The organism is Lysobacter sp. SCRH-1R, assembly GCF_057747855.1.
Window position 1 is genome coordinate 2340966 of sequence record NZ_CM173227.1, and the last position, 24730, is coordinate 2365695.

At 66.8% G+C, this 24730-nt stretch carries 30 protein-coding genes and 1 tRNA gene; 16 read left to right on the plus strand and 15 right to left on the minus strand.

Features of this window, described 5'->3' with window-relative positions; translation table 11 throughout:
- Positions 1-2: 2 nt before the first annotated feature.
- The 8 genes from AC3ANK_RS10530 (at position 3) to bamE (ending at position 9486) form a co-directional block, all read left to right on the plus strand.
- A complete protein-coding gene (locus AC3ANK_RS10530) occupies positions 3-1010 on the plus strand; it encodes a hypothetical protein (protein WP_484171108.1) in 1008 nt (335 codons plus the stop codon).
- 204 nt (positions 1011-1214) lie between these two features.
- Complete coding sequence (gene lexA, locus AC3ANK_RS10535) at positions 1215-1835, plus strand: transcriptional repressor LexA (protein WP_206860763.1); 621 nt, start codon at positions 1215-1217, stop codon at positions 1833-1835.
- Positions 1835-2476: a translesion DNA synthesis-associated protein ImuA gene (imuA, locus tag AC3ANK_RS10540; protein ID WP_484171109.1), complete on the plus strand. Its 642-nt coding sequence runs from the start codon at positions 1835-1837 to the stop codon at positions 2474-2476. Before lexA ends, imuA begins: the two co-directional genes overlap by 1 nt.
- Positions 2477-2485: 9 nt before the next feature.
- On the plus strand, positions 2486-3940 hold the full coding sequence (locus tag AC3ANK_RS10545; RefSeq protein WP_484171110.1) for a Y-family DNA polymerase: 1455 nt from the start codon (positions 2486-2488) through the stop codon (positions 3938-3940).
- Positions 3937-7221 (plus strand): error-prone DNA polymerase, encoded by a 3285-nt coding sequence (locus AC3ANK_RS10550; protein WP_484171111.1) that lies wholly within the window; start codon positions 3937-3939, stop codon positions 7219-7221. Before AC3ANK_RS10545 ends, AC3ANK_RS10550 begins: the two co-directional genes overlap by 4 nt.
- 51 nt (positions 7222-7272) lie before the next feature.
- Positions 7273-7749 carry a hypothetical protein gene (locus tag AC3ANK_RS10555; protein WP_206860767.1) on the plus strand — a complete coding sequence of 159 codons (477 nt, stop codon included), beginning with the start codon at positions 7273-7275 and terminating at the stop codon, positions 7747-7749.
- 157 nt (positions 7750-7906) lie between these two features.
- Positions 7907-8692: a TSUP family transporter gene (locus AC3ANK_RS10560; RefSeq protein WP_484171112.1), complete on the plus strand. Its 786-nt coding sequence runs from the start codon at positions 7907-7909 to the stop codon at positions 8690-8692.
- Between the two features lie 407 nt (positions 8693-9099).
- Entirely contained in the window at positions 9100-9486 is a 387-nt protein-coding gene (gene bamE / locus AC3ANK_RS10565; RefSeq protein ID WP_484171113.1) for an outer membrane protein assembly factor BamE domain-containing protein, read from the plus strand.
- Between the two features lie 353 nt (positions 9487-9839).
- On the opposite strand, the gene AC3ANK_RS10570 is transcribed toward bamE, so the two are convergent.
- The 3 genes from AC3ANK_RS10570 to AC3ANK_RS10580 all read right to left on the minus strand — a co-directional run bounded on the left by AC3ANK_RS10570 (position 9840) and on the right by AC3ANK_RS10580 (position 12152).
- A complete protein-coding gene (locus tag AC3ANK_RS10570) occupies positions 9840-10967 on the minus strand; it encodes a DUF1254 domain-containing protein (RefSeq protein WP_484171114.1) in 1128 nt (375 codons plus the stop codon).
- A 135-nt stretch (positions 10968-11102) separates the two neighbouring features.
- The gene (locus AC3ANK_RS10575) at positions 11103-11312 is read right to left on the minus strand and encodes a hypothetical protein (RefSeq protein WP_206860770.1); all 210 of its coding nucleotides are present in this window, start codon (positions 11310-11312) and stop codon (positions 11103-11105) included.
- A 144-nt stretch (positions 11313-11456) separates the two neighbouring features.
- The gene (locus tag AC3ANK_RS10580; protein ID WP_484171115.1) at positions 11457-12152 is read right to left on the minus strand and encodes an FMN-dependent NADH-azoreductase; all 696 of its coding nucleotides are present in this window, start codon (positions 12150-12152) and stop codon (positions 11457-11459) included.
- 39 nt (positions 12153-12191) lie between these two features.
- Between AC3ANK_RS10580 and AC3ANK_RS10585 the strand changes: the two genes are divergently transcribed.
- Together AC3ANK_RS10585 and AC3ANK_RS10590 are read left to right on the plus strand one after the other, a co-directional pair.
- Positions 12192-12494 (plus strand): LysR family transcriptional regulator, encoded by a 303-nt coding sequence (locus AC3ANK_RS10585; RefSeq protein WP_484171116.1) that lies wholly within the window; start codon positions 12192-12194, stop codon positions 12492-12494.
- A gap of 112 nt (positions 12495-12606) precedes the next feature.
- Positions 12607-13167, plus strand: coding sequence for a hypothetical protein (locus AC3ANK_RS10590; RefSeq protein ID WP_484171117.1), 561 nt, complete (start codon positions 12607-12609; stop codon positions 13165-13167).
- Here AC3ANK_RS10590 and AC3ANK_RS10595 read toward each other — a convergent pair.
- The 8 genes from AC3ANK_RS10595 to AC3ANK_RS10630 form a co-directional block, all read right to left on the minus strand.
- A complete protein-coding gene (locus tag AC3ANK_RS10595; protein WP_206860772.1) occupies positions 13164-13484 on the minus strand; it encodes a hypothetical protein in 321 nt (106 codons plus the stop codon). The genes AC3ANK_RS10590 and AC3ANK_RS10595 overlap by 4 nt on opposite strands.
- Positions 13481-13792 carry a hypothetical protein gene (locus AC3ANK_RS10600; RefSeq protein WP_206860773.1) on the minus strand — a complete coding sequence of 104 codons (312 nt, stop codon included), beginning with the start codon at positions 13790-13792 and terminating at the stop codon, positions 13481-13483. The genes AC3ANK_RS10595 and AC3ANK_RS10600 overlap by 4 nt, the downstream gene beginning before the upstream one ends.
- A complete protein-coding gene (locus tag AC3ANK_RS10605; protein WP_206860774.1) occupies positions 13792-14292 on the minus strand; it encodes a glycoside hydrolase family 24 protein in 501 nt (166 codons plus the stop codon). The genes AC3ANK_RS10600 and AC3ANK_RS10605 overlap by 1 nt, the downstream gene beginning before the upstream one ends.
- 553 nt (positions 14293-14845) lie before the next feature.
- Entirely contained in the window at positions 14846-15205 is a 360-nt protein-coding gene (locus AC3ANK_RS10610; RefSeq protein WP_206860775.1) for a helix-turn-helix domain-containing protein, read from the minus strand.
- On the minus strand, positions 15202-15504 hold the full coding sequence (locus tag AC3ANK_RS10615; RefSeq protein WP_206860776.1) for a type II toxin-antitoxin system HigB family toxin: 303 nt from the start codon (positions 15502-15504) through the stop codon (positions 15202-15204). The genes AC3ANK_RS10610 and AC3ANK_RS10615 overlap by 4 nt, the downstream gene beginning before the upstream one ends.
- A gap of 38 nt (positions 15505-15542) precedes the next feature.
- Complete coding sequence (locus AC3ANK_RS10620) at positions 15543-15752, minus strand: helix-turn-helix transcriptional regulator (RefSeq protein ID WP_206860777.1); 210 nt, start codon at positions 15750-15752, stop codon at positions 15543-15545.
- A complete protein-coding gene (locus AC3ANK_RS10625; RefSeq protein ID WP_206860778.1) occupies positions 15749-16351 on the minus strand; it encodes an N-6 DNA methylase in 603 nt (200 codons plus the stop codon). The genes AC3ANK_RS10620 and AC3ANK_RS10625 overlap by 4 nt, the downstream gene beginning before the upstream one ends.
- 64 nt (positions 16352-16415) lie before the next feature.
- The gene (locus AC3ANK_RS10630) at positions 16416-16616 is read right to left on the minus strand and encodes a hypothetical protein (RefSeq protein WP_484171118.1); all 201 of its coding nucleotides are present in this window, start codon (positions 16614-16616) and stop codon (positions 16416-16418) included.
- A gap of 310 nt (positions 16617-16926) precedes the next feature.
- Between AC3ANK_RS10630 and AC3ANK_RS10635 the strand changes: the two genes are divergently transcribed.
- The 4 genes from AC3ANK_RS10635 (at position 16927) to AC3ANK_RS10650 (ending at position 18767) form a co-directional block, all read left to right on the plus strand.
- Complete coding sequence (locus tag AC3ANK_RS10635) at positions 16927-17430, plus strand: OB-fold protein (protein ID WP_484171119.1); 504 nt, start codon at positions 16927-16929, stop codon at positions 17428-17430.
- A gap of 209 nt (positions 17431-17639) precedes the next feature.
- On the plus strand, positions 17640-17876 hold the full coding sequence (locus AC3ANK_RS10640; protein WP_206860781.1) for a RuvC family protein: 237 nt from the start codon (positions 17640-17642) through the stop codon (positions 17874-17876).
- 309 nt (positions 17877-18185) lie between these two features.
- Positions 18186-18539 (plus strand): hypothetical protein, encoded by a 354-nt coding sequence (locus AC3ANK_RS10645; RefSeq protein WP_484171120.1) that lies wholly within the window; start codon positions 18186-18188, stop codon positions 18537-18539.
- Between the two features lie 9 nt (positions 18540-18548).
- Complete coding sequence (locus AC3ANK_RS10650) at positions 18549-18767, plus strand: hypothetical protein (protein ID WP_484171121.1); 219 nt, start codon at positions 18549-18551, stop codon at positions 18765-18767.
- A 122-nt stretch (positions 18768-18889) separates the two neighbouring features.
- Here the strand turns inward: AC3ANK_RS10650 and AC3ANK_RS10655 are convergent.
- Together AC3ANK_RS10655 and AC3ANK_RS10660 are read right to left on the minus strand one after the other, a co-directional pair.
- A tRNA-Ser gene (locus AC3ANK_RS10655) sits at positions 18890-18979 on the minus strand.
- A gap of 139 nt (positions 18980-19118) precedes the next feature.
- On the minus strand, positions 19119-20147 hold the full coding sequence (locus AC3ANK_RS10660; protein ID WP_206861599.1) for a LysR family transcriptional regulator: 1029 nt from the start codon (positions 20145-20147) through the stop codon (positions 19119-19121).
- Positions 20148-20251: 104 nt separating this feature from the next.
- On the opposite strand from AC3ANK_RS10660, the gene AC3ANK_RS10665 reads away from it, so the two are divergent.
- Positions 20252-20833 carry an FMN-dependent NADH-azoreductase gene (locus AC3ANK_RS10665; RefSeq protein ID WP_206860783.1) on the plus strand — a complete coding sequence of 194 codons (582 nt, stop codon included), beginning with the start codon at positions 20252-20254 and terminating at the stop codon, positions 20831-20833.
- A 272-nt stretch (positions 20834-21105) separates the two neighbouring features.
- Here AC3ANK_RS10665 and serS read toward each other — a convergent pair whose 3' ends face one another.
- Positions 21106-22398: a serine--tRNA ligase gene (gene serS, locus AC3ANK_RS10670; protein WP_484171122.1), complete on the minus strand. Its 1293-nt coding sequence runs from the start codon at positions 22396-22398 to the stop codon at positions 21106-21108.
- A 135-nt stretch (positions 22399-22533) separates the two neighbouring features.
- On the opposite strand from serS, the gene AC3ANK_RS10675 reads away from it, so the two are divergent.
- Entirely contained in the window at positions 22534-23181 is a 648-nt protein-coding gene (locus AC3ANK_RS10675) for an energy transducer TonB (protein ID WP_484171123.1), read from the plus strand.
- 22 nt (positions 23182-23203) lie between these two features.
- On the opposite strand, the gene AC3ANK_RS10680 is transcribed toward AC3ANK_RS10675, so the two are convergent.
- On the minus strand, positions 23204-24688 hold the full coding sequence (locus tag AC3ANK_RS10680) for an O-antigen ligase family protein (RefSeq protein WP_206860786.1): 1485 nt from the start codon (positions 24686-24688) through the stop codon (positions 23204-23206).
- Positions 24689-24730 lie beyond the last annotated feature (42 nt).

The window sequence follows — 24730 nt, forward strand, 5'->3', positions numbered from 1 at the left end:
ACATGGAACAGTTGAAGCAGAGCAGTACCGCACCGGGAGAACCGACCACTCCCGTCGAAGCAATCGCGGATTTCGATTACGTCACCGTAGTCGGGTGCTCGAATCCAAGCGCATTCGATTCCATCAGCCCGCGGGAAGTCGCCAGCAATCTCTGGAATGGTCAGAACGGCGACAAGGTCATGTTCATCAACCAAGGCATCCGGCAAATACGCGAATACCCCCTAGCCAAGCCGGACGATTCGGTGCAGCGCGTGTTCCTGATATTCACGGAAGATTATTCCACGCCATTACTCGGAGAAGTGAAGCAGATTGTCGAAGGACGATACGGCGCGAAGTATCGCGAACTAGCCTCGATTGCCGACCTGGTTGATTTCGTCGCGGCCCGCCGCCGCAAGAAACGGCTGATCAGACAAATGGACTTCTACTCGCATGGCGTGGTCATGCAAGTGGAGTTCGGTTACCACACGGACAAGGAAGAGAGCTACCGCTTGCGCGAAGCTCAGGCCCGCATGCTGGACCCGAAGGCTTTCGAATGGGACGCGAAGATATGTTCTTACGCCTGCCGGACCGGACTCGGGATCGATATCGGAAACAAGCTGGGCGAAGACGAAGACCCGCAGTACGAGCACAGTCTGGCGCAGCTTCTCGCCGACAGCGCGGATGTGGAGGTGCACGCTTTTCCACGCCGCAGCTTGTACGACCAGACATACGGCACTGCCGAAGATCGACGCGTGGGCGCGGAGGTTCTGGTGAAGAAGAAGCAATACAAGAACGCTCATGACCGTTACGAATCGGAGCTTGCGGACTACCGCAGGCGTGCGGGGACGCCTGTGCGCTCCCGATGCGGACCTGTCGGGCTACGACACCACACCGGTGAAATCCCGCACCGACGTGTACTACGTCTATCGCGGGATGGACCAGGGCATCGTCTTCGTCGACGCCAACGGCAAGCCTGTGCATGGCCTGCGCCGCTGAGATCGGAGGTCAACGCGTCACTCGGCGAGCGTTGAGACGCACTGAAGGCCGATGGCAGTTGCTCCAGCGGGCACCCCGGGCGCCCCGCAGCTCCAACCAGCTTCAGCTCATCAACGTAAGCCACTGATTGAGAAGAAGTCGCACCCAGTGATACTCCGGTGCGGTTCCATCGGCCCGCGCCCGGGCTTGCCCGCGGCGATGAAGGTAAATAGATTTTTACCTCAGCCAGGCCCGTACCGATGTCCGACCTCACCGCCCGCCAGGCGCAGATCCTCGCCTTCATCCAGGATCACACCGACGCCGAAGGCTTGCCGCCGACGTTGCAGCAGATCGCCGATGCGTTCGGCTTCCGCCAGGCCTGTGCGGCGCACAAGCACGTCAAGCGGCTGGAACAGGCCGGCCGTCTGCAGGTGCGGCCGAACCAGGCGCGCGGAATCCGGTTGGCCTCGCGCGGGCCGAAATCCCGGCGCGACGACGATCGCCTGACCCTCGCCGTCCTCGGCAGGGTCGCCGCCGGTGCGCCCATCGGCGCCGATGCCGGCGTCGAACGCGAGGTGCATATCGATCGCGCGCTGTTCTCCACCACGCCCGATTACCTGTTGCGCGTGCAGGGCGATTCGATGCGCGGGGAAGGCATCTTCGACGGCGACCTCGTCGCGGTGAAACGCACGCGCGATGCCCGCGACGGGCAGATCGTGATCGCGCGCATCGACGATGAGATCACCATCAAGCGCCTGGAACGCTCGGCGCGCGGCATCCGCCTGCTGCCGCGCAATCCCGATTACCCGCCCATCGACGTCCCGCCCGGCAGCGATTTCGCCATCGAAGGGCTCTACTGCGGCCTGGTCCGCACCGACTGATGGCTGCGCACGTCGTCCCCCTGGAATCGCTGCTGTCCGCGCGCACCGTCTGGCGCGCCGGGCGCCAGGCCGCGCCGGCGCCATTGGGCGAATCCACCGGCTTCGCCGCGCTCGATGCACTGCTGCCGCACGGCGGCTGGCCGCAGGGCGCGCTGAGCGAACTGCTGATTCCGGTCGAAGGCGTCGGCGAACTCACCCTGCTGATGCCGACGATCGCACGCATGACGCAGGCCGGGCGGCTGGTCGCGCTGATCGCTCCGCCGTTCTGCCCGTACGCGCCGGCATGGCAACGCGCGGGCGTGGATCTGCGTTACCTGGAAATCGTCGACACGAACGCGCAGGCCGGTTCGAAGGGCGCGTTGTGGGCATTCGAGCAATGCCTGCGCAGCGCGGCGTTTTCGGCGGTGCTGGGTTGGCCGTCGAATGCCGACGGCCCGGCGCTGCGGCGACTGCAGGTGGCCGCCGACACCGGCGAGTGCCTCGGCTTCGCCGTGCGCGACAGCCGGCACGCCGACAATCCCTCCCCTGCCGCGCTGCGCATCGAGCGCGTGCAGGCCGACTGGCGCATCCGCAAATGCCGCGGTGGCCAGGTGCCTTCGCAAGGATTCGCGCCACCCTCGCATCACGCACTGCCGGGCTGAGGCCGCGCCATGCTCTGGGCCTGCATCCGCCTGCCGCACCTGGCGCTCGACGCCGTCCTTCGCGACGTCGAAAACCCCGCGCGTCCGCTCGCGCTGGTCACCGGCCCCGCGCAATTGCGCACGCTGCTTGCGGTCAACGCGGCGGCGTCCGAAGCCGGGCTTCGCCCCGGCATGCGCCTGACTGCCGCCCATGCGGTGTGCGCGCAAACCGCGCTGCACGATCACGAACCCGAGCGCGATGCCCGCGCGCACCGCTTCCTCGCCGCGTGGGCGTACCGGCACAGCTCGCTGGTGAGCGCGCAATGGCCGGGCGCGATCGTGCTGGAAGCCAGCGCGAGCTTCCGCCTCTTCGGTCCATGGCCGCAGCTGGAAGCGAAACTGCGCCGCGAACTCGAGGCGCTCGGCTACCAGCACCGCATCGCGCTCGCGCCGACGCCGCGCGCGGCGCAGGTATTCGCCGGCCTGCGCGACGGCTATGCGCTGCACGATCGCGATGCGCTCGCGCCGACGCTGGATCGCGTGCCGATCCGCCGCGCCGCATTGCCCGACGACGCCGGCATGCGCCTGCACCGCATGGGCATCCGTTCGCTGAAGGACCTGCGCGAGTTGCCACGCGACGGCATCCGGCGCCGCTTCGGCCTGCCGCTGCTCGATCACCTCGACCGCCTCTACGGCATCGCCGACGATCCGCTCGACTGCTACCAGCCGCCCGATCATTTCGATTCGCGCGTCGAGCTGGGCTACGAGGTCGAAAGCCACCAGGCGTTGCTGTTCCCGCTGCGCCGCCTCGTGAACGACCTCGCCGTGTACCTGTCCGCGCGCGACGGCGGCGTGCAGCGGTTCGTGATCCGTCTCGAACACGAGGTGCTGAAGCGCGAAGCCGGCGTACGCGAGAAGAGCCACTCCGATGTCGCCGTCGGCATGCTCGCCGCCGAACGCGACACGACGCTGCTGATGGACATCGCGCGCAACCGGCTGGAACAGGCGTCGATCGACAAACCCGTCGTCGGCCTGCGCCTGCTCGCGCGCGAACTGCCGCCGTTCGTGCCGGCCGCGCGCGACCTGTTCGACACGCGCCCCTCGCAGGCGATGCCGTGGCCGCAGTTGCGCGAACGCCTGCGCGCGCGACTGGGCGATGATGCGGTCTACCGCATCGCGCCGACGGGCGATCCGCGACCCGAACGTGCGTGGCGCGTCGCCGGCGTGGAGGACGACAGCGTCTGCGTCACTCCTGCGCCTGAACGCCCGCCCCGCCCCACATGGCTGCTGCCGCAACCGGTGCCGCTGCGCCAGAGCGGGTTGCGCATCGTTTCCGGCCCGGAACGCCTGGAAAGCGGCTGGTGGGACGACGGCGACGTGCGACGCGATTACTACGTGCTGGAAACTCCGCAGGGCCAGCGCGCCTGGGCATTCGCCGCTCCGGGAAAACGCGGCGAATGGATGCTGCACGGCTGGTTCGCATGAGCTGGGACGACGCCATCGGTGGCGTGGACCGCGAGACGCCCGGCGATCACATCCCGCGCGCGTTGCAGGTCAGCCTGCGTCTGCGCAACGCGGCCAACGACGATCGCCTGGACGATGACGCCCCGGCCTACGCGGAACTGCATTGCCTCTCGAATTTCAGCTTCCTGCGCGGCGCGGCGAGCGCGGAGGCGTTGTTCGCGCGTGCCCGGCTGTGCGGCTACCAGGCGCTGGCGATCACCGACGAATGTTCGCTGGCGGGCATCGTGCGCGCGCTGGAAGCCTCGCGGGCCACCGGGCTCCGGCTCATCGTGGGCAGCGAATTCCGCCTCGTCGATGGCACGCGTTTCGTATTGCTGGTCGAAAACGCCACGGGTTACACGCGCCTGTGCGAACTGATCACGCGCGGTCGCCGTGCCGCGAGCAAAGGCACGTACCGGCTCGATCGCGCCGACGTCGAATCCATCTTCGCCAACGCCACACCGGGCGTGTTCGCGCTTTGGTTGCCGGAGGTTTCGCCCGAAGGCGAAGCCGACGACGGCCCCGGCCGCTGGCTGCGCAACGTGTTCGGCGAACGCGCATGCCTCGCGGTGGAACTGCATCGCGAACAGGACGACGACGCACGCCTGCAGACGTTGCGTTCGCTGTCGTCGTCGCTGGGCATGACTGCCGTCGCGTGCGGCGACGTGCACATGGCCTGGCGCAGCCAGCGCATGCTGCAGGACACGATGACCGCGATCCGCCACAATCTTTCCTTGAGCGAATGCGGCGCGCACCTGTTCCGCAATGGCGAACGCCACCTTCGCGCGCGCGCGACGCTGGGCAACATCTATCCGCACGAACTGTTGCAGGCGTCGGTCGAACTGGCGGCGCGCTGCACCTTCGACCTCGACAAGGGATTGCCCTACGACTACCCGAAGGAACTCGTGCCCGAGGGCGAAACACCGAGTTCGCACCTTCGCAAGCTGACGCTGGCCGGCATGCGCAGACGCTGGCCCGGTGGCGCGCCCGCCAAGGTCGCCGAGCAGATCGAAAAAGAACTGGAACTGATCGCCTTCAAGAAGTACGAAGCGTTCTTCCTGACCGTCGAGGACATCGTCCGCTTCGCCAATAGCCGGAACATCCTTTGCCAGGGGCGCGGATCTTCAGCCAATTCGGCGGTGTGCTACACACTGGGCATCACCGCGGTGAATCCCGACGAAAGCCGCCTGCTGATGGCGCGGTTCATTTCGGAGGAACGCGACGAGCCGCCGGACATCGACGTGGATTTCGAACACGAACGCCGCGAGGAAGTGCTGCAGTACGTCTACGCGAAGTACGGTCGCGATCGCGCCGCGCTGGCCGCCACGGTGATCCGCTATCGCGGCAAGAGCGCGGTGCGCGACGTCGCGAAAGCCTTCGGCCTGCCGCCGGACCAGATCGCGCTGCTGGCCAGTTGTTACGGCTGGGGCAACGCCGGCACCGAGATGGAACAGCGCCTGACCGAAGCCGGTTTCGATCCGGACAACCCGCTGATCCGCCGCGTGCTGAAAGTCACCGGACAACTGGAAAACCACCCGCGCCATCTTTCGCAGCACGTCGGCGGCTTCGTCATTTCCGAAGCGCCGCTGTCCACCGTCGTGCCCGTGGAGAACGCGGCCATGGACGACCGCACCATCATCCAGTGGGACAAGGACGACCTGGAAACGATGAAGCTGCTCAAGGTCGACTGCCTCGCGCTGGGCATGCTGACCTGCATCCGCAAGGCGATCGCGCTGGTGGAGAAGCATCGCGGCCGCACGCTCGACATCGCCACGATCCCCCCCGACGACAAGCCCACCTACGCGATGATCCAGCGCGCCGACACCGTGGGCGTGTTCCAGATCGAATCGCGCGCGCAGATGACGATGCTGCCGCGCCTGAAGCCGGAGAAGTTCTACGACCTCGTCATCGAGGTGGCGATCGTGCGGCCCGGTCCGATCCAGGGCGGCATGGTGCATCCCTACCTCAAGCGGCGGATGAAACAGGAACAGGTGGACTATCCCTCGCCCGAGCTGGAGGAAATCCTCAAGCCCACGCTCGGCGTCCCGCTGTTCCAGGAACAGGTGATGGAACTCGTCATCGCGGCGGCGGACTACTCGCCCGGCGAAGCGGACAAGCTGCGGCGTTCGATGGCCGCCTGGGGCGTGGACGGCGACATGGAACCGCATCGGCAGCTGATCCGCGAGCGCATGCTCGCCAACCACTACAAGCCCGAGTTCATCGACCAGATCTTCGAACAGATCAAGGGTTTCGGTTCGTACGGTTTCCCGCAGAGCCACGCCGCGTCGTTCGCCAAACTCGTCTACGTGAGCTGCTGGCTCAAGCGGCACGAACCGGCGGCGTTCGCGTGCGCGCTGCTGAATTCGCAGCCGATGGGTTTCTATTCGCCCAGCCAGATCGTGCAGGATGCGCGCCGCGGCGCGCCAAAACGCGCGGCGGACGAATTCGCCAATGAAGCCGAACGCACGCTCGCGATGCGCGAAGCCGTGGACGTGTTGCCGGTGGACGTGATGCACAGCGACTGGGACTGCACGCTGGTCGGCGGCGATGCGCGCACGCAGCCGGCGATCCGTCTGGGCCTGCGTGAAGTGAAGGGGCTGTCCGAAGCCGCCGCGAATGCGATCGTCGCCGCGCGTGCGCGTCGCGCGTTCGCCGATCTGCAGGACCTGCGCCTGCGCGCCGGACTGGACGAAAAGATTTGCAAGGCGCTCGCCGAAGCCGATGCGCTGCGAAGCCTGGTCGGCCATCGTCATCAGGCGCGCTGGTCGGTCGCCGGACTGGAACGCCGCCGCCCGCTGCTGCCCGGCAGTCCGGAGGAAAACGGCATCGCCCTGCCCGCGCCACGCATCGGCGAGGAAATCCTGTCCGATTACCGCGCCACCGGGCTCAGTCTGTCGTCGCATCCGATGGCGCTGCTGCGACCGCAGCTGGATGCGCGCCGCATCAAGGGTTCGCGCGACCTGCGCGAAACGCGCCACGGCCGCGGCGTGCACGTCGCCGGGCTGGTCACGCAGCGGCAGCGCCCGGCCACCGCGAAGGGAACGATCTTCGTCACGCTGGAAGACGAACACGGAATGATCAACGTGATCGTCTGGCCCGACCTCGCCGCGCGCCAGCGCAAGCCGCTGCTGGATTCCACACTGCTGGCCGTGCGCGGTCGCTGGGAACGCGTGGACGGCGTGGAACACCTCATCGCCGGCCAGCTGACCGATCTGAGCGGACTGCTGGGCGAACTGCAATCGCCGTCGCGGGATTTCCGTTAGCGAGCCATCGCGATGACGTCATGCGGATGACCGGTCGGGCGCGCTTCCGACGTGACATCCGACAGCGGCCCGATGGAACGCGCCGGCATTCCCCCGCAGGCGAGGCTGGCCGTGGACGCACCCCGCTATTTCGTGACCTACCGGCATCCGCACGACGGCGCGACGACCACGCGCGTGTTCGGGCGCTTCCCCGACGCGCCCCTGGCCGAACGCATCGCCCGCGCACAACTGGGCGAGGCCGGCTGCGACGTGCACGAGGTGCGCGCGGAAACGCCGACCGAAGCGCTGCACCACCGCGTCTCGCGCTTCGTCACGCGCACGCTGCGCATCGCGTTGGCGACGGGCCTGGGCCTGCTGGCCTATCACGCGCTGTTCCTTCGCGCCGGCCCGCGCATCAGCGACGTCCCACTGGGCCGCCTCACGCTGGGCATGCTGCTGACCTTCGGCTTCCACGGCGTGCTGATGATCGCGGCGCTGGTGTTCTGCTGGGACATCGCGTTCGGCGGGGGGCCGTATCACGGGCGGTGAAAGCCCACCCGATCGCAGTGCAGGCTCCCTCCCCTGCGCGAAGGGGAGGTTGGGGAGGGGGGACGAGCACAGCGCCGCATCGCCCGGCGCGAAGCGACCGCTCAACGCCGCAATGCCGCCTTACAATGCCCGACCCTTCCCCGCACGCGGACACCCGATGGAACTCGCCACCGACACGATCGCCCTCCTCATGGCGGTCGCCTTCGTGGCCGGTCTCATCGACGCCATCGCGGGCGGCGGCGGATTGCTGACCATCCCGGCCCTGATGGCAGCCGGCCTCCCGCCCGTCAACGCCATCGCCACCAACAAACTGCAAAGCAGCTTCGGCACCGCGAGCGCGGTCCTCGCTTTCGCCCGCAAGGGGCGCATCGATTTCCGCCGGTTCCTGAAACCCGCCCTCGGCGCCTTCCTCGGTTCCGCGCTCGGCGCGTGGACGTTGCAGCGATTGAACCCGGCGTTCCTGTCGGGCCTGATTCCCATGCTGCTGATGCTGATGGTCATCTACTTCCTGTTCGCACCGAAAGCGAGCGAGGAAGACCGCCAGGGCCGCCTCGGCTCCGTCGCGTTGCTGGCGATCGTCTCGGCGATCGGTTTCTACGACGGCTTCTTCGGCCCGGGCACGGGCTCGTTCCTGACCACCGCGCTGGTCGCGCTGTTCGGCCTCGGCCTGGTCTCGGCCACCGCGCACACCAAGTTCCTCAACCTGTCGAGCAACATCGCCGCGCTGATCACGCTGATCATCGGCGGCCACGTGCTGTGGACCGTCGGCCTGCTGATGGCCGCCTCCAGCATCGCCGGCGGCCAGCTCGGCGCGCACCTGGCGATGCGCGTCGGCGGCAAGGTCATCCGCCCGCTGCTGGTGACGATGTCGCTGCTGCTGACGGCGAAGCTGCTGTCGGACCCGGCGAATCCGCTGCGGATGTTCGTGATGGCGCATGCCTGAGGGTTGAACGGCTCCAACGCTTTCCCGGCTGTACCTGCGAGCGTTCGACTCGTGCGCGATATCGGCAGGTCGCCGCGAGACCTTCCGCCGAAGGCACCACGGAATCGCGTCGAACAAAAGGCGTAAATTCTTCCGACACTTTCAGACATTTCTCATGGTTCGAAAGGGGGTGGCTCGCCCACCATTTGCACCATCGAGAGCCCTGACGCCACAGGCCGGACGTTGATCCGCCAAGGCGGGCACCAAGGGTGGTCGCGGTCGCGCCCGTTGCGATCGCAACGCGTGCGCGCCATCAAGCCGCATGCGTTTCGTCATCGAACAAGCCATCTGCCGCGACGAACGCACCGTCGCGACGGCGACGCTTGTCCGTGGCTCTCGCTTCACTCCCCAAACCAGGAAGTTGCACCATGAAAAAGCTGTACTTCGTCGCGCTCGCGGCCTGCCTTCTCACCGCCTGCGCCAGCGTCGGCAATGTCGCGTTGAAGAACGAGACCTCCGAGACGATCTCCACCAAGATCACCAAGGGGCAGACCACGCAGGCGGACGTCCGCGCGCTCCTCGGCTCGCCCGATTCGACGAACTTCACCGACAGCGGCAACCAGATCTGGCGCTATTCTCGTAGCGAGTCCAAGGCGATGGGCCGCAACTTCATTCCGTACGCCAACCTTTTCAGCTCCGGCGCGAACGTGGAATCGAAGGAACTGGTGATCTTCTTCGACAAGGACGGCGTCGTGCAGAACTACTCGATGGAGCAGAGCAAGTCGCAGGTCAAGCAGGGCATCCTGCGCCAGTAACGCGGCATCAAAGCTTCGTAGCCCGGGCATGCGAAACGCACCCGGGCTCGACTCGACCGCAAGCGTGCAAGCAGGCAAGGCAGTCTGCATTAGTGGCACGTCCCACCTGCCCGCCAAGCCCTTCGCGGTCATTTGCGAAGCACAATCCATCGGTCGCCAGTACGCCGTGCAGCAAATGCAAATGGGTTCCGAGCATCCATGGCGCGCACCTGGCGATGCGCGTCGGCGTCACGGTCATCCGCCCGCTGCTGGTGACGATGTCGCTGCTGCTGACGACGAAGCTGCTGTCGGACCCGGCGAATCCGCTGCGGCTGTTCGTGATGGCGCACGCGTGATGCGATGCGCCACGGCAATCAGATCGGCTGTGGCTCCGGGAATTTCCACGACCCGTCGAGAATCGCCGCACGTGGGCGATACAGCCGCACCGTGTAGTTCCAGCCCGGCATGACCGGGATGCAATTCGGAACCGCGCCGTCGCATCCGCCGAACTGGATGCGGACCGACCCGTCGGCCTCCCGCCTGGCGGTCAGGTTGTTGATGGAATAGGCGTTGAGCGCGTTCTTCTCGTAATACCCCTTCGCGTCGTACACGCTGACCGACCAGAAGGCATCGACCGGCACGTCCTTCACGTCCAGGCGATAGACCGTCTTTCCGTCGTTGCGTTCGGGCGTGATGTTCAGATACGTCGCGTCCTTGTCCGGATTGCCGCCGAACCCGGCGGCCGTGCCGATGAGATGGCGCACGGGATCGACTTCCTGCTTCGTGCCGAATGCCTTCCTGAAGTCCGGCGTGGTCGCGCCCAGTGCGAGCAGCGCCTCGCGCACCTTGGCCTGGCTGGCCGCGTCCCAGCTCGGCAATTCAAGCGTTCCCGCGCTCTCCTGCGCGACGCCGATCGCGTCCTGCAGCGCACGCACCTGCTCCAGATCCTTCGGATCGTTGGGATCGGCCAACGTGCGGATGCCCACGACGACGTAGCGCGTGCCGGCCTTGTCCCGCGTGATGGTGTGCGGGCCCGCGCCGTACTCGGTCCACGCGTAATGATCCTGGTTGATCACCTGCAACGACTGGAACCGCTTGCCGGTATCAGGCAGCGTGATCGTCAGCGGCCCCGCGTCCAGATCGAACACGCCGGAGCTGTAGAGCGTGTCGCGATTCAGACGGATGACCGTCTGCTCGTCGATGGACGCCGGTTCACGGCGATGGTGCAGCTTCCCGACGCCGCCCGCTTCCTTCGCCATGCCCGCCATGTAGGTGTCGGATTCGGCGCGCACGAAGTTGTCGGGGGTGACGATGGTTGCGCCTGGCGCAGCGGCCGGTGTCGAAGCCGCCTGCGCTGGCTGCATCGTCGGCGTGGTCGGCGTCGTCGGCGCCGTGGCTGTCGCCGGCTGCGATGCCGGAGCGTCGGTGGTTTCCTTCGGCCCACATCCCGCGCACGCCAGCACGAACCCCAACGCCAGGAGACCCCCAATCGATCGGCTCATGCGAACGCTCCTCGTGGCTACCGGGCTCAACCGGCGCGAGGGAGTGAACGCCGCGACCTGATAAGGACGTGTGAAGAGGCGCGGTTGATCGACGCCCGTCCGCCCGGGTCCAAGTCCGATTCCGCCATGGCGAAGTCAACGACGAAGACCGTCGCGGCGCGCCTCCAGACATGGCTCGCTGCGAAGCACCTTTTCGATCTTGTACGACGTCGTGGCGTGCGACATCGCCGACCGGCACTCCTCGACCGCGCGCCACTCGACCGCGATCGATCCCGTCATCACCAGCAATGTCGTCGCCACGACGCCCAGGATGAGCTGACGTCGGCTCGGGAATGCATCGGGCATTGGCCACCTCCTTATTCACTGGGAGATATCGGCCGCCTCCCGCGGGACTTGTAGCCCGGGCAAGCGAAGCGCACCCGGGGCAACGTCGCGGGCCCTCATCCCGGGGGGGAGGAGCCTGGACTCCCGCGACATCCCCACGGGATATCACGCAATCACGCGCTCCCCCGCCACCTCATCCGCCAACCGCATCGCGAGCGCATCCACCTGCGCTTCGGCGGCCGCGATGGACGCGTGCAGGCGTTCGTCGGCGAACTCGTCGTACTCGATCGCGACCCGATCGACCGCGTCGATGCCGATGTACCGCAGCGGCGTGGCGACACCGTCCTCGACGTGGTTGCTCCCGGCAAGGCGCCCGCCGGGGTCGTAACCGTGGTCGCCACGCGAGCCCAGCAGCACCAGGCGCTTTCCCTGATTCGCCAGCAGCGGCCAGTACGGCTCGCCGATGCGGCTGCGATCGAAGCCGAACGTGCGCCCGACGCGAACGATGTTGTCGATCCACGCCTTGAGCGTGGAAGGCATGCCGAAGTTGTACATGGGCACGCCGATGACGATGAGATCCGCACCCACGAGTTCGTCGACCAGGCGGTCGCTTTCGCCCAGCGCGGCATGCATCCACGGCTCGCGGCGCTCCGGCGCGGTGAACGCGGCGTGCACCCATTCCCCGGTGACCGGCGCGGGCGGCGCCAGCGCGAGGTCGCGGTAGACGACCGCATCCTGCGGCCGCCGCGCCCGCCACTGGCGGACGAAACGGGCCGAAAGGTGGCGCGTGTGCGAGCCGTGCGCCTGCTCGCCCGAACGGCCGGGACGGGCGCTGGAGTCGATATGGAGTAACCTGAGCATGATTCACCTGTGTCGGTAGGGTGCGCACAGGTTCAACGCATGAAACCCGCTCGTAAAACGATCATTTCGCATCCACCAGCTGCATCCAGTTCATCCATGAATGCACGCCGATTGCCGCCGCTGACCGCACTGCGGGCATTCGAAGCCGCCGCGCGGCACCTGAGTTTCAAGCATGCCGCCAACGAGCTGTCGCTGACGCCGACTGCCATCAGCCACCAGGTCCGCCAACTGGAAGACCACCTCGGCGTGCGGCTGTTCGCGCGCGGCGCGCGGCGCGTGGATCTCACGCCCGCCGGCCAGGGGCTGTTCGCCGCTCAGAGCTGTAATCCTGAGCACAAGTAGGGCATCACCTGGTGGGTGGTGCCCTACTCCTCCAAAGCCCTGGTGGGGCATCGCAACCGGCTGGTGGCCGCAAGCGAACGTGAATCCATCCGTTCCCTTGGGAGCCACCCTCATGGCTGTCACCCAGATCGCGGACGTCGTCGTCCCCGCAGAATTCACCTCTTACGTCGTGCAGAACACGATGGAACGAACCGCCCTCTTCCAGTCCGGTGTCGCCGTTCGCAACGGCGAAATCGAGGCCCTGCTTTCCGCCGGCGCGGACATGCTCACCGTTCCGCACTGGAACGACCTGGGCAACGAAGAAGCCAACATCGTCAACGACAACCCCGCTGACGAGTCCACGCCCTACAAGATCAACGCCGGCAAGCAGATCGTCCGCAAGAGCTTCCTGCACAACAGCTGGTCGGCGATGAACCTCGCCAGCGAGCTGTCTGGCGACAACGCCCTGCCCCGCATCCAAGAGCGCGTGACCGCCTACTGGGACCGCCAGATGCAGCGCCGCCTCGTGGCGAGCCTCAACGGCATCCTTGCGGACAACATCGCCAACGACGGCGGCGACATGGTGCGCAGCATCGCTGCCGACATGGTCGGTGCCATCACTGCGAACACGCGCTTCAACGCGACGGGGCGTGATCGAGGCCACCGGCACCCTCGGCGATGCGATGCGACCTAGTCGCGATCGCGATGCACAGCGACACGTACGAGCACGCGCTCAAGAACGACCTGATCGAGACCGTGCGGCAGTCGGACGGCGGCTTCATCCAGACGTTCCGCGGCCTGGCCGTCATCGTCGACGACGGCATGCCGTTCACGCCGGCCGAAGGGCCGAATGCCGACGATGATGCGGCGGTCTACACCACGGTTCAGCAGCGCCTCGCGCACCGAATCGCCGGCATTACGCCGGATCCTGATGACGTCGATGGTGAAGACGACAATCGCTGCGCACAGCAGCATGTGCACCACCGTTGCTCCGACCTGCCAAGCGTTCATGTGTCCGCTCCGATCTTCCGCTTGAAACGCGCCTCCAAAGCCGGGATCAGGCGCGTTGCGAACAAGCCGATAAGGTGGGCGACGCCACCGCCCAGGTCTTGCGGCGATTTAGCAGGCAGCAGGTAGTGCATGACCAGCGGCGTGAGGAAGACGGCAGAGAGAAAGCCCGTCATCACCGCAACGACGGTCATAAGCCGGTTGAGGCCTTTCAGCCTGCCGAGCGAGAGCACGGCGCCAGCGAATCCAGCGATCGCCACCCAAGCCTTTGCGGTCAGGAAGGCGACGATGCTGCTCGATGTCGGTTCCATCACGTGGTTGCTCCAGGTTTGCCGGTGACGCGGCCGCCGGCGGCGACATAGGTCGGCGCCAGCTTCGCCATGGACACTTCGCGCTGGCCGTAACCGGCGCCGGGCAGGCTCGCCCATTCCTTCGCGCACTTCGCGATCGCCGCGTCGATGCGGCCGGCGCGCACGTCTTCCAACGCATCGCGGCCACGGATCAACTCGACGGCGCCGAGGTCCTGCAAAACGGGCGAGAAGTCGCGCAGCTTCAGCTGCTTCGCGAGGTTCTTCCACGTCTTGTTGAGGAACTGATAGCGACCGGCCGCCGTGCTGTTCACCGCGTAGCGTGGCAGCCAGACCGACTTGTTCGGGTGGCTGACGTAGCTGGTGAACAGGGCGCCGCCGACGAGCACGTTGTACCCGTCGTCGCCGCGCCCGGCGGTTCCCTCGCTGAAAGCGATCATGTCCAGGAACGCGCGGATGTTCGCGCCGCCGGTTCCGAGACTGGCAGCTGTGATCCGGGCCATGCGTTCACACCTCAAATGGCTTGGTCCACCGGCACGGCCCCAACTCCCCCGAGCCATCCACCGCGCCGGTGGACCAAATGGAAAAGCCCCGGCCTTTTCAGGCCGAGGCTGCGATTTTTGTGTTGCGTGAGCTTCAGCGCTTCGACGTAGCCGCTAGCTCCTCTTCGCTCAGCTGGGAGCGGTGCAGGTACTGACCATGTACTACGGGCAACTCGACCAACTGCGGTGCCCGGTCCACGTCCCATGTGGCACCTATCAAGCCCACGACGCCACCACCATGGCGCGCTGCCCATGCCGCAATCGGGATAACCGTCGGCCCCTCCGTCGCGGGGCTATCGAAGACGTAGTACCAGTCAACAGCGGGGCAGATTGAAACGTACATGGCGGGCACTCGCTCGGGGGGAGTCCCACCGTACTGAGTGCATGCAGCAAGCACCTTGCGAAAATGCCGTGCCCGGAATGCAGAAGCCCCGCACTGGGCGGGGCTTCGGGTCACAACTCTGCGACGATGGCGAATCTACGCCTGTTTCTGCGTCAACGCAATGACGCACCTTCAGTCGCCGATGAGACTTTCTGCCGGGATGCCGAGGTTACGGTGCAGGTTCCGGATCATGTTGATGGACAGGTCGCGCTTACCGCTCAGCACCTCGTAGACGCGGTTCGTGGCGCCGATGGACGGCTCCAGGTCCTTCACGCTGAGCCCGCCTTGCTCCATGCGGAACTTGATCGCCGCGATGGGATCCGGGGCTTCCATGGGGAAGCGGCGCTGTTCGTACGCCTCGACGAGCGTCGCGAGCACCTCCAGGCGCGCGCCGTCCTCGCTCTCCACCTCGGGATCGAGGTCGACGAGGCGCGACACCTCGGCCAGCGCGTCGCGGTAGTCCTTCTCGCTGCGGATGGGATTGATGTTCATGTGTGCTCCACGGTGGCTGCATCCACCTTGTCGTATTCGGCATGCGTGCCGATGAATTTGATGTAGACGACGCCGACGTTGTAAGCGACGGCGACGACAAGGCGGTAGTCGTTGCCCTTGATGTTGAACACCACGCGATTGCGAGCCACGAAGCTCGCGCTCGCATAGCGCGCCTTGATGTCCTGCGGCGTCGCCCACTTCGCTTCCTTCGCTTCGTCGTACCACGCCTTCAGCGGCTGCTCTGCGTCGGCGTGGGCTTCCCAGAAGCTCCGGAGGGTGCCGAGGGCGATAACTTTCATGGGTTGCAGCTTAGTCCCATTTTGGGACTATTGCAACCCTACGGCGCCGCCCGCCGCCCCAGCGCCGCCGCCCGCTGCTCGGCCTGCCGCATGGCCGTCAGCGTGAACTCGTAGCAGTGGCGCCACGACCGCCGATAGGTCGCTCCGGCTTTCGGAAACTTGCCCGCGTTGATTCGTTCGTAGATGGCGGTCTTCTTGAGGCCCACGCGGCGCATCACTTCGGGAAGACGGAGAAGGACGTCGGTCATAGCTGTTGCTCCTGCTGGTATGCGTTCCACGCGTGCTGCACGGCATGGAACTCGTCGGCGTTGCCGCCGTGGTCTGGATGATGAATTTTGCGAAGGCGCCGGTAGCTGCCTTCCGGGTCGGCCGGATCGAGCACGTCGCGCCAATGCGCGGTGCCGCCCGGCGCGGGCACATGCAGGTGCTGCTGGTAGTTCACGCCGGACTCCCGTACCGCCTCGGCGAACGCGATCACCATCGCGCCGGCACCACATGCCGGCTCGCTCACCGAAACGAATCCGACCTCCTCGACCCTGTCGCGGAGGTATGCGCCGTCGCCAATCGTGATGCGCGCCATCAAGCGGCAGACCTCGTACGGCGTGAAGAACTGACCGCGCGCGGCGTTGCCCAGGTCCAATTCGCCGAACACGCCGCCGAGCACGTCGGTCGGTCCGTCCTCCAGCGCCAGCACCAGGCGTGAGAGCATCTCTGGAAAGCGCTTCCGCTCTGCGGCGTCGTATTTTGCGATGATCTGCTTGTAGCGCTCCTCGCGCGCATCACGCTGCGTCCAGTCAACGCTGTCGCTGACGGCCAACGCCGCCATTTCGACGAAGTCGGCGAACACGTCCCAGAGGTGATGCCGGTACGCGTTCGCCTGCAGGAGCTTCGCGAGTCCTTCTGGTGTTGGCTCATCCGAACAACCCTCCGGCCTGACGATTCGCCGATGTGGCCGCGATCAGCGATCGCAGCCAGTTCACGGCCGCGCGGCTCTCGGCGCAGGGGCGATGCACCTTGTGATAGCTCTCGATCCCGAGTTCGAGCTGCTCGACGGCCGCCGCAATCGCGTCGCCTCGTGTCTGCTTGAGGACTTGCCGGTCGCTGAACGGCATTAGGGGGCTCCCCATCCCTTGGTTGGTGAACTGGTAGGAAACCGCCCAGGCCCACCCTCCAGGAACGCAGCACAGCTCAATCTCGGCTGCCTTACATCCCTGCCACGACTTTCGAGGGTGCGGACAGAAGAGGACCTCAGCGCCATTCACGACGACGCCGTACTCGTTCAGGACCACTTCGCGACCTTCGCCGCGGGCGATCAGCCCGCCGCCCGGCAGAGGCAGGTCGCGCTGATACGGCTAGGCAGAACTGATTTGGCGAGTAGCGCGCATTAGGCCACCAGTTGCCTGAACCCAATGACCCGCACCCATGGATTTTTCGCATGGATACCGGCGCGCGAACGGTCCATATCCTCCGACGGCATTTCTGGCGCATATCCACACGAGGGCCGCCGAAGTGGCGAAAGCTGAGGCCAGCCGCGCGGAGCGGCAGGCGGAGCAGGCGGCTAAGGAAGCGGCGGCAGCGGCCGACAAGACGGCCGAGGCGCAGCGCGTCGCCGATTCGCTGCCGGCGATCACGGCGGCCGAGTACGCGAGCGCGTACGAAGAGAACACCGTCGCGGCCGACGCGCTCTATAAGGGCAAGCAGTTCAAGGTGACGGGCACCATCGAGGACATCAACACGGACTTCATGGGTGATCCGTACCTGACGCTCCGCGGCACGAACGAGTTCTCGAGCCCGCAGTTCGGTTTCAGCAAGGCCAACCTCAGCGCCCTCGGCGCCCTGAAAAGGGGGGAGCGCGTCACGTTGATCTGCACGGGCAAGGGCGACATCGCGAAGACTGCAATGTCGGACGAGTGCTCGCTGCTCTGAGGCGTTAGAGGCCTTCATTCGCCCCTCCGCTCTCACGCCGCGCTGACCAGCTCGCGCGTGCCTGCTCGCGATGGCTTTGGCTGTCGCGGGCAGGCTTCGACACTGCCTCCGGCGGCAGGCATTCCGGCTGCCGCCGGGTGATCGCCGGCCATCCCGGCGCGAATGTATGCGCCGTAATCGAACAGGTTGGCTCGATGCCGGGGCAGGGCTTGGCGTCCACGTTCCGCTTCGGCCAGGCCGACGGCATCGTGCGCGGCGTGCTTGGTGCGTTGCGCATTGCGTTCGTGGAAGTGCCGCCGGCGACGTGGAAGAAGCACCTGCGGTTGGACGGTGCGGAGAAGGACGTGGCACGCAGCTACGCGATTCAGCGCTTCCCGGCCATCGCCGACCAGCTCGCGCGGAAGAAGGACATCGGCCGCGCCGACGCGCTGCTCATCGCCCTCTGAGCGCATCTAACCGAAGCGGTCGCACGAGGGCCGCGTGATGGAAATGACCCCGCTGGAAATCGAAATCGAGAATGCCTGGTTCGCACTGGCGAAGCTGCCGGAAGGCGAGGGCCGGACGCTGTACCTCACCGAGGCGCGCCGCATCACGTGACAGGGCAAGCAGCGCGGTCGGATGCTGCAAGCCCGCGTCGAAGTCGGCACCTACACGCGCGCGGCGACGCTGACCAGCCTGCGCGAGGACGTGTTTTTCGTTGGCGAGCAGATGCGGAGGGCTGCGTGATGTCAAACGTTCGCGAAATGATGGCTCGATTGAACCCCACCAACGTGCGCTTCGACATCGGCCGCTGTGGCGGCGCGCCGGCACTCACGGCGCAGGACATCGCCGCTGCGTTGGGCATGGTGACGCCCGGCCTCGGCCGGGAAGTGCTCATCGCATGCTGGTGGCCGGACGGATCTAAGCTCGATGGCGCATCGCTCGCGCGCCATCTGCTGGCCGTCATCGGTACCGAGTGGCAACGGCAGGGCCACGAGCTTGAGGAGGCCCGGATGGAGTTGTCGATCGCACAGACCTGCGCGGGCTGGCACGAAGTGGTGACGCCGGTGCTGCAGCGCGAGCTCACGCGCACTCAGTCGCGATGGGATGCGGCGAAGGCGGCGGCGTGACCGCGCGAAATGCCGGAGATGCTGCCGGCGATCGGACGCGCCGCGTTGCATGAGCTGTGCTGGCCCGACATCTGCGGTAAGTGCGAGGGTCACGGTTCGCTGGTGGTCGAGAACCTGGTCCAGCAGTGCGACGAGTGCGAAGGCCGTGGCCGTATGTCGCTCAGCGATCGCACGCGCGCCCAGCTCGTCGGCAACCCGTGGCCGACGGTGGTGCATCGCGCTGGGTGAGGACGAAATCGACTCCTACATCGCCGCGTTGATGGAGAATCGAAACGGGGCCCAAGACGGGACCCGTCGCACGGCCGCCTAGCATAAGCAATTGTTTATAAAGGGGATTTTTTTAACAGATATGGCGGAGAGAGTGGGATTCGAACCCACGGAAGGTTTGACCCTTCGGCGGTTTTCAAGACCGCTGCCTTAAACCACTCGGCCATCTCTCCGGTTCGGCATCGCTTCCTTACATCGATCGCATCGTCCACATGGTCGCCACGTTGCCCGGCGCCCGCGATTCCGGCTTGCCCGGGATCGTTCGTCCGGGCCCTCAAAGGAAGCGGCCCGCGTGGTGCGGGCCGCATTCTCTCATGCCTCGGTGACGATGCGGGGGGCCGGCGTGGGGATCGCGGGCGTAGAAAGCTTCGCCACGTCCTCGGGGCACGGCTTGCCCTTGATCTCGCTGCACTGCAGGCGCGCGGCCTCGACCAGCGCGGGGGCCTTTTCGGCGATGAAGTCGATGAACACGCGCACCGCTGGCAGCAGGCCGCGACGCGAGGCGAACACGGCGTGGAAGATGCCCTGAGGCAGGCGCCAGTCGGGCAGTACGACTTCCAGTTCGCCGCGACGCACGGCCTCGGCGCAGATGGTTTCCGGCAGCAGCGTGATGCCCACGCCCTGCTGCGCCAGCTGCATCAGCATCGGGAAATCGAAGCCCATCACGCGCGGCTTGAGTTCGACGCGGCGCACGTCGCCATCGGGACCGTGCAGTTCCCAGCGCTGGCGCGCGTCGTCCTCGCTCATGCTGAGGGTGACGTGCTCGGCCAGTTCGTCCGGGTTCTTCGGACGGCCCATGCGCTTGAGGTAATCGGGGCTGGCGACCAGCAGTTCCTGGATCTGGCCGAAGCTGCGCATCACCAGGCTGCCGTCGTCGTCCAACTTGGAACGCACGCGCAGGGCGACGTCGATGCCTTCGTTGATGATGTCGACGCGGCGGTTACTCACCAGCAGCTGCACGCGCACCTGCGGGAAGCGCGCCAGGAATTCCGGCAGCAGCTTCGGCATCTGCTGCTGCGCCATGCCCACCGGCACGCTGACGCGGATGACGCCGCGCGGTTCGGCGCTGAGGCGGTCGACGACTTCGTGCGCCGCCTGCGCTTCGGCCAGCATGGATTGCGCATGCCGGTAGACGCTGTTGCCGACGTCGGTGACCGCGAAGCGGCGCGTGGAACGCTGCAGCAGGCGGACGCCCAGGTCGGTTTCGAGCTGGCTGATGCGGCGGCTCAGGCGCGATTTGGGGATGCCGAGCGCACGCTCCGCGGCAGCGAAGCCTCCGTGCTCGACCACCATCGCGAAGTAGTACAGGTCGTTCAGGTCCTGCATGGCCATAATTCCAATTCCAGAACAGTTAGTGATATTTGACCAGATTTATTCCATTACAGCAACGATCTACCTTGGTCTCCGAGCCGGCACCCCGCCGATCGTTCCATTAGAGGCCCATCATGAAGCTCCTGCATCTGGATACCAGTGCCCTTGGCACCAATTCGGTCACACGCGAACTGACCGCGGCCGTCGTGGCCCGCTGGCAGGACGCCACCCCCGACCTCACCGTCGAATACCGCGACCTCGACGCCGATCCGCTGCCCCACCTGACCGGCCGCACGCTGGCCAAGGCCGATCCGGCCCAGGCCGAGGCCGATGAGGCGACGCTGCAGCAGTTCCTTGCTGCCGATGTAGTGGTGATCGGCGCGCCGTTTTACAACTTCAGCATTCCGTCGACCTTGAAGGCGTGGATCGACCGCGTGGCCGTCTCCGGCCGCACGTTCCGCTACACCGAAGCCGGTCCGGAAGGCCTGGCGGGCGGCAAGCGCGTGATCGTCGTCAGCGGTCGCGGCGGCCTGTACGGCGATGCGAGCCCGGCGGATTTCCAGGAGGCCTACCTGCGCCAGGTGTTCGGTTTCCTGGGCGTGACCGACCTGGAGATCGTCCGCGCCGAAGGCGTGGCCTACTCGCCGCAGCACCGCGCGGACGCGCTGGCCGCCGCGCACGCGTCGATCCGTTCGCCTCTGGCAGAAGCTGCCTGAGGAACGCGATCGCCGGCTCACCCCTCCCCGCTTGAGCCGGCAAACGCTAACGGGCCCGCAGCGCGGGCCCGTTTTTTTTGCCTGAACCCCTCTCCCTGTGAGGGCTGAGAGCGCTTGAGCGGCGAAGTAATGGCGCTGATCAATCACGCCAGCCATCCATGGCGGTGCGGAACTGGCTTTCGGAATGTCCTGCCCGGCCATCCTGGCCGGTCGTTCGCCCTTCGGGCACCTTCTCCCGAAGGAGAAGGGAAAAGCTCAGTGCGCCCGAGCCGTCACACCAACCGATCAACCCCACCCATATACGGCCGCAGCACCTCCGGCACCGTGATCGAGCCGTCGGCGTTCTGGTAGTTCTCCATCACCGCGATCAGCGCGCGGCCCACCGCCGTGCCCGAGCCGTTGAGCGTATGCACCAGCTCCGGCTTGCCGGTCGCCGGATTGCGCCAGCGGGCCTGCATGCGACGGGCCTGGAAGCTCTCGCAGTTCGAGCACGACGAGATCTCGCGATACGTGTCCTGCGACGGCAGCCAGACTTCCAGGTCGAACGTCTTGGTCGCGGCGAAGCCCATGTCGCCCGTGCACAGCAGCACGCGGCGGTACGGCAGGCCGAGCTTTTCCAGCACGACTTCGGCGCAACGCGTCATGCGCTCGTGCTCGACGTAGCTTTCCTCGGGCTTGGCGATGGTGACCAGCTCGACCTTCTCGAACTGGTGCTGGCGGATCATGCCGCGCGTGTCGCGGCCGTGGCTGCCGGCCTCGGCGCGGAAGCACATCGAATGCGCGGTCATGCGCAGCGGCAGCGCGTCGGCCTCGACGATCTCGTCGCGCACGATGTTGGTCAGCGGCACTTCCGAGGTCGGGATGAGATAGCGCTTGTGCGCCGTTTCGCCATCGCCGATCGACGTGGCGAACAGGTCGTCCTCGAACTTCGGCAGCTGGCCGGTGCCGCGCATGCTGTCGGCGTTGACCAGCAGCGGGACGCTGGTTTCCTGGTAGCCGTGCTCGCCGGTGTGCAGGTCGAGCATGAACTGCGCGAGCGCGCGATGCAGGCGCGCCAGCGGTCCGCGCAGCACGGTGAAGCGCGCGCCGCTGAGCTTGGCGGCGGTGTCGCCGTCGAGCCAGCCGTTGCGCGCGCCGAGCTCGACGTGGTCCTTCACCGGGAATTCGAACGTCCGCGGCGTGCCCCAGCGGTGCTGCTCGACGTTGTCGTTCTCGTCATTGCCCTGCGGCACGGACTCGTGCGGCAGGTTCGGCATGGTCAGCGCGATCGCCTCGATCTCGCCGCGGATGGCTTCCAGCCGCGCTTCGCTGGCCTTGAGTTCGTCGCCGAAGCCGGCGACCTCGGCCATCAGCGCGCTCACGTCCTCGCCCTTCGCCTTGGCCTGCCCGATCGCCTTGGAACGCGTGTTGCGCAGGTTCTGCAGCTCCTGCGTGCGGACCTGGATCTGCTTGCGCTCGGACTCCAGCGACTCCAGCGCGCCGGCATCGAGGTCGTACCCCCGGCTCTGGCGCAGGCGCGCGGCGAGTTCGGCGGGGTTGTGGCGCAGCAGGTTGGGATCGAGCATGGGAGCGGTCGAACGAGTGATCGAAGTCGCGATTATCGCGTGTAAGCGCCGTTCAGCGCGACGGATTGCCGAAATGTTCACGACCTGGATCGTGCGTGAAGGCAGAATCGGGGAAGGTTTCCCACCGGTTCACGCATGTCGACTCCTGCTCCCGCGCCGCACCGCCCCGTCTTCGACTTCACCCGCTGGCTGCCCGCGGGGCGCTCGTTCCTGTGGGTCCTGCTCGCTTTCGTCGTGGGGCTGGTGCTGTTCGCGCTGGTGCTGTCGGCCGGCCGCAAGGACGACGATCTGTTCCGCGTCGGCACGCCACCGACCGCCGACGCGCCGGATTACGCCCCGCTCCCCGCACCGTTGCCGGCCGCGCGCGACAACGCCAGCGGCATGGGCGAGGCGCCCGAGCAGACACCGGCCGGCGAGGAAGAACGCCCGCGCCTGGTCGAAACGCGCCCGGCGGCGCCTCCGCCGTCGCTGCCCCAGCCGGCCGCTCCGGCACCGACCGCCGCCGCTTCGCGCCCGGAACCGCTGGCCGGCCGCACGCCGGCGCCGCGCTATCCCACGCAGTCGCTGCGCCGGGGCGAGAGCGGCACGGTGATGGTGCGGGCGCAGATCGGTCCGGACGGCGTGCCGGGCGAGGTCGAAGTCGCCAACGGCAGCGGCTCGCGGTACCTCGATCGCGCGGCGGTCGATGCGGTGAAGCGCTGGCGCTTCCGCCCGGCGATGCAGGGCGGCCAGCCGACCACGGGAACGGTGATGGTGCCGATCGAGTTCCAGGCGCAGCGCTGAGGCTACGCAGCGGACGCCGCCTTCAACCCTCGCGGGCGCGGCGTTCGCGGATCAACCCGTAGGCCATGCAGCAGCCCAACAGCAGGCCGAGCGGCGCACGCGCGTATTCGAACCGCCACAGCAGCGAATCGAAGTTGTTGGCGATCAGCACGATGCCGACGCACCCCGCGAGCCCCCAGAAGCTGGCGGTCGACACGATGCCCGTTCGCCAGGCGAGCCACAGCTCACGCATGAGCAGCGCGAACACGCCGAACAACAGCGCGGTACCGACCACGCCCAGTCCGACCAGCATGTCGAGATAGGCGTTGTGCAGGTGAACGAAGTGCTCGGGGCCGGTGGGCAGCTGGGCGCGGTCGATCAGCACCGGGATCGTGTCGAGCCCCCAGCCGAACCATGGCCGTTCCAGGAAGCGGTCCACGCCCATCCGGTACAGCAGCATGCGGATGCCCACCGCCTTGTTGCCGGGGATGGCGGTGTCCAGTCCTTCGATGTCGCGCGGGAGCGCGAGCGGATCGACGTTCGCTGCCGGTGTTTCCGGTGACGCGATCGACTGATCGGCAGGCGTGTCCGCTGCGGGCGCCGGTGCGGCAACGGGCGCAAGCCTCTCCCCGTCCGGCTCCGGTGCGTCCTCCAGCAGCGCTTCCGCCCAGGCCGGCAGCAACTGGTCCGCCCCGTCGAAACGCAATGCGAAGATGCGATGCGCCGCCACCAGCAGCAGCAACGCGACCAGCACCGCGAGCAGGATCGGCTGCCACGGCAAGGGCCGCTTGCGCGGACCACGGGTGAGCGCATACCCGACGATCGCCAACGGCGCCGCGATCATGAACGACAGCCACGCGCCGCGCGACTGCGAGAACAGCAGCACGCAGAAGCAGCCCGCGTACGCGAGCACCGCCAGCACCAGCAGCCATGTCCGCCGCCGGCCGCGCGGGTAATCGCGCCAGATGCCGATCAGCAGGCACAACGTGAGCCAGCCACCGACCGCGGCGATCATGCCGCTGAGGTTCTGCGAGATGCCGAAGCGCGGGCGCATCTCGCCCGACCAGATCGCGGGCATCTCCGCCCAGGGCATGTGGTACAGCACCGCCGCGAGCAGGCCCAGGATCAGCACCCCCAGCAGCTTCGGGATCGCCTGCGGGCTCACCGACATCCACCAGCCGATGACGCAGGCCTGCAGCCCCAGGCGCAGCATCTTGGCGACCACGGTGAGCTGGTTCGACCAGCGCAGCTCCAGCGTCCAGGCCATGTAGCCGGCGTGCAGGATCATGAAGACCGCCAGCACGCCCAGCAGTTTCACCGCCGGATGCGCCGCCAGTTCCCGCCACGGCCGCTTGCCGGCGAACGCCATGGCGACCAGCGCCACCAGCGTGCCGTACTCCGGGTGCATGTTCGGGATGTGCCGGCCCAGGTCGTTGATCGCGAAGAACGCCTGGAACGCGATGCCCGCCAGCGCGATCCACGCCAGCGCGCGCGACACGCCCAGCGTGTCGGGACTTGCGAGGGCCAAAGCTCGACCGCCGAAGGAATCGCTTGCGTCGGGGTCGGCGGA

What these genes read in the sequence shown, in the direction of transcription:
- AC3ANK_RS10620 (WP_206860777.1), bottom strand. Translation starts at nt 15,752, where the DNA reads ATGACCGACGTCCTTCTCCGTCTTCCCGAAGTGATGCGCCGCGTGGGC.
- AC3ANK_RS10570 (WP_484171114.1), bottom strand. Translation starts at nt 10,967, where the DNA reads ATGAGCCGATCGATTGGGGGTCTCCTGGCGTTGGGGTTCGTGCTGGCG.
- AC3ANK_RS10585 (WP_484171116.1), top strand. Translation starts at nt 12,192, where the DNA reads ATGAAACCCGCTCGTAAAACGATCATTTCGCATCCACCAGCTGCATCC.
- AC3ANK_RS10545 (WP_484171110.1), top strand. Translation starts at nt 2,486, where the DNA reads ATGCTCTGGGCCTGCATCCGCCTGCCGCACCTGGCGCTCGACGCCGTC.
- AC3ANK_RS10635 (WP_484171119.1), top strand. Translation starts at nt 16,927, where the DNA reads ATGGATTTTTCGCATGGATACCGGCGCGCGAACGGTCCATATCCTCCG.
- bamE (WP_484171113.1), top strand. Translation starts at nt 9,100, where the DNA reads ATGAAAAAGCTGTACTTCGTCGCGCTCGCGGCCTGCCTTCTCACCGCC.
- imuA (WP_484171109.1), top strand. Translation starts at nt 1,835, where the DNA reads ATGGCTGCGCACGTCGTCCCCCTGGAATCGCTGCTGTCCGCGCGCACC.
- AC3ANK_RS10600 (WP_206860773.1), bottom strand. Translation starts at nt 13,792, where the DNA reads ATGGAACCGACATCGAGCAGCATCGTCGCCTTCCTGACCGCAAAGGCT.
- AC3ANK_RS10605 (WP_206860774.1), bottom strand. Translation starts at nt 14,292, where the DNA reads ATGGCCCGGATCACAGCTGCCAGTCTCGGAACCGGCGGCGCGAACATC.
- AC3ANK_RS10530 (WP_484171108.1), top strand. Translation starts at nt 3, where the DNA reads ATGGAACAGTTGAAGCAGAGCAGTACCGCACCGGGAGAACCGACCACT.
- AC3ANK_RS10675 (WP_484171123.1), top strand. Translation starts at nt 22,534, where the DNA reads ATGTCGACTCCTGCTCCCGCGCCGCACCGCCCCGTCTTCGACTTCACC.
- AC3ANK_RS10590 (WP_484171117.1), top strand. Translation starts at nt 12,607, where the DNA reads ATGGCTGTCACCCAGATCGCGGACGTCGTCGTCCCCGCAGAATTCACC.
- lexA (WP_206860763.1), top strand. Translation starts at nt 1,215, where the DNA reads ATGTCCGACCTCACCGCCCGCCAGGCGCAGATCCTCGCCTTCATCCAG.
- AC3ANK_RS10575 (WP_206860770.1), bottom strand. Translation starts at nt 11,312, where the DNA reads ATGCCCGATGCATTCCCGAGCCGACGTCAGCTCATCCTGGGCGTCGTG.
- AC3ANK_RS10560 (WP_484171112.1), top strand. Translation starts at nt 7,907, where the DNA reads ATGGAACTCGCCACCGACACGATCGCCCTCCTCATGGCGGTCGCCTTC.
- AC3ANK_RS10595 (WP_206860772.1), bottom strand. Translation starts at nt 13,484, where the DNA reads ATGAACGCTTGGCAGGTCGGAGCAACGGTGGTGCACATGCTGCTGTGC.
- AC3ANK_RS10630 (WP_484171118.1), bottom strand. Translation starts at nt 16,616, where the DNA reads ATGCCGTTCAGCGACCGGCAAGTCCTCAAGCAGACACGAGGCGACGCG.
- AC3ANK_RS10610 (WP_206860775.1), bottom strand. Translation starts at nt 15,205, where the DNA reads ATGAACATCAATCCCATCCGCAGCGAGAAGGACTACCGCGACGCGCTG.
- AC3ANK_RS10665 (WP_206860783.1), top strand. Translation starts at nt 20,252, where the DNA reads ATGAAGCTCCTGCATCTGGATACCAGTGCCCTTGGCACCAATTCGGTC.
- AC3ANK_RS10650 (WP_484171121.1), top strand. Translation starts at nt 18,549, where the DNA reads ATGCCGGAGATGCTGCCGGCGATCGGACGCGCCGCGTTGCATGAGCTG.
- AC3ANK_RS10615 (WP_206860776.1), bottom strand. Translation starts at nt 15,504, where the DNA reads ATGAAAGTTATCGCCCTCGGCACCCTCCGGAGCTTCTGGGAAGCCCAC.
- AC3ANK_RS10580 (WP_484171115.1), bottom strand. Translation starts at nt 12,152, where the DNA reads ATGCTCAGGTTACTCCATATCGACTCCAGCGCCCGTCCCGGCCGTTCG.
- serS (WP_484171122.1), bottom strand. Translation starts at nt 22,398, where the DNA reads ATGCTCGATCCCAACCTGCTGCGCCACAACCCCGCCGAACTCGCCGCG.
- AC3ANK_RS10550 (WP_484171111.1), top strand. Translation starts at nt 3,937, where the DNA reads ATGAGCTGGGACGACGCCATCGGTGGCGTGGACCGCGAGACGCCCGGC.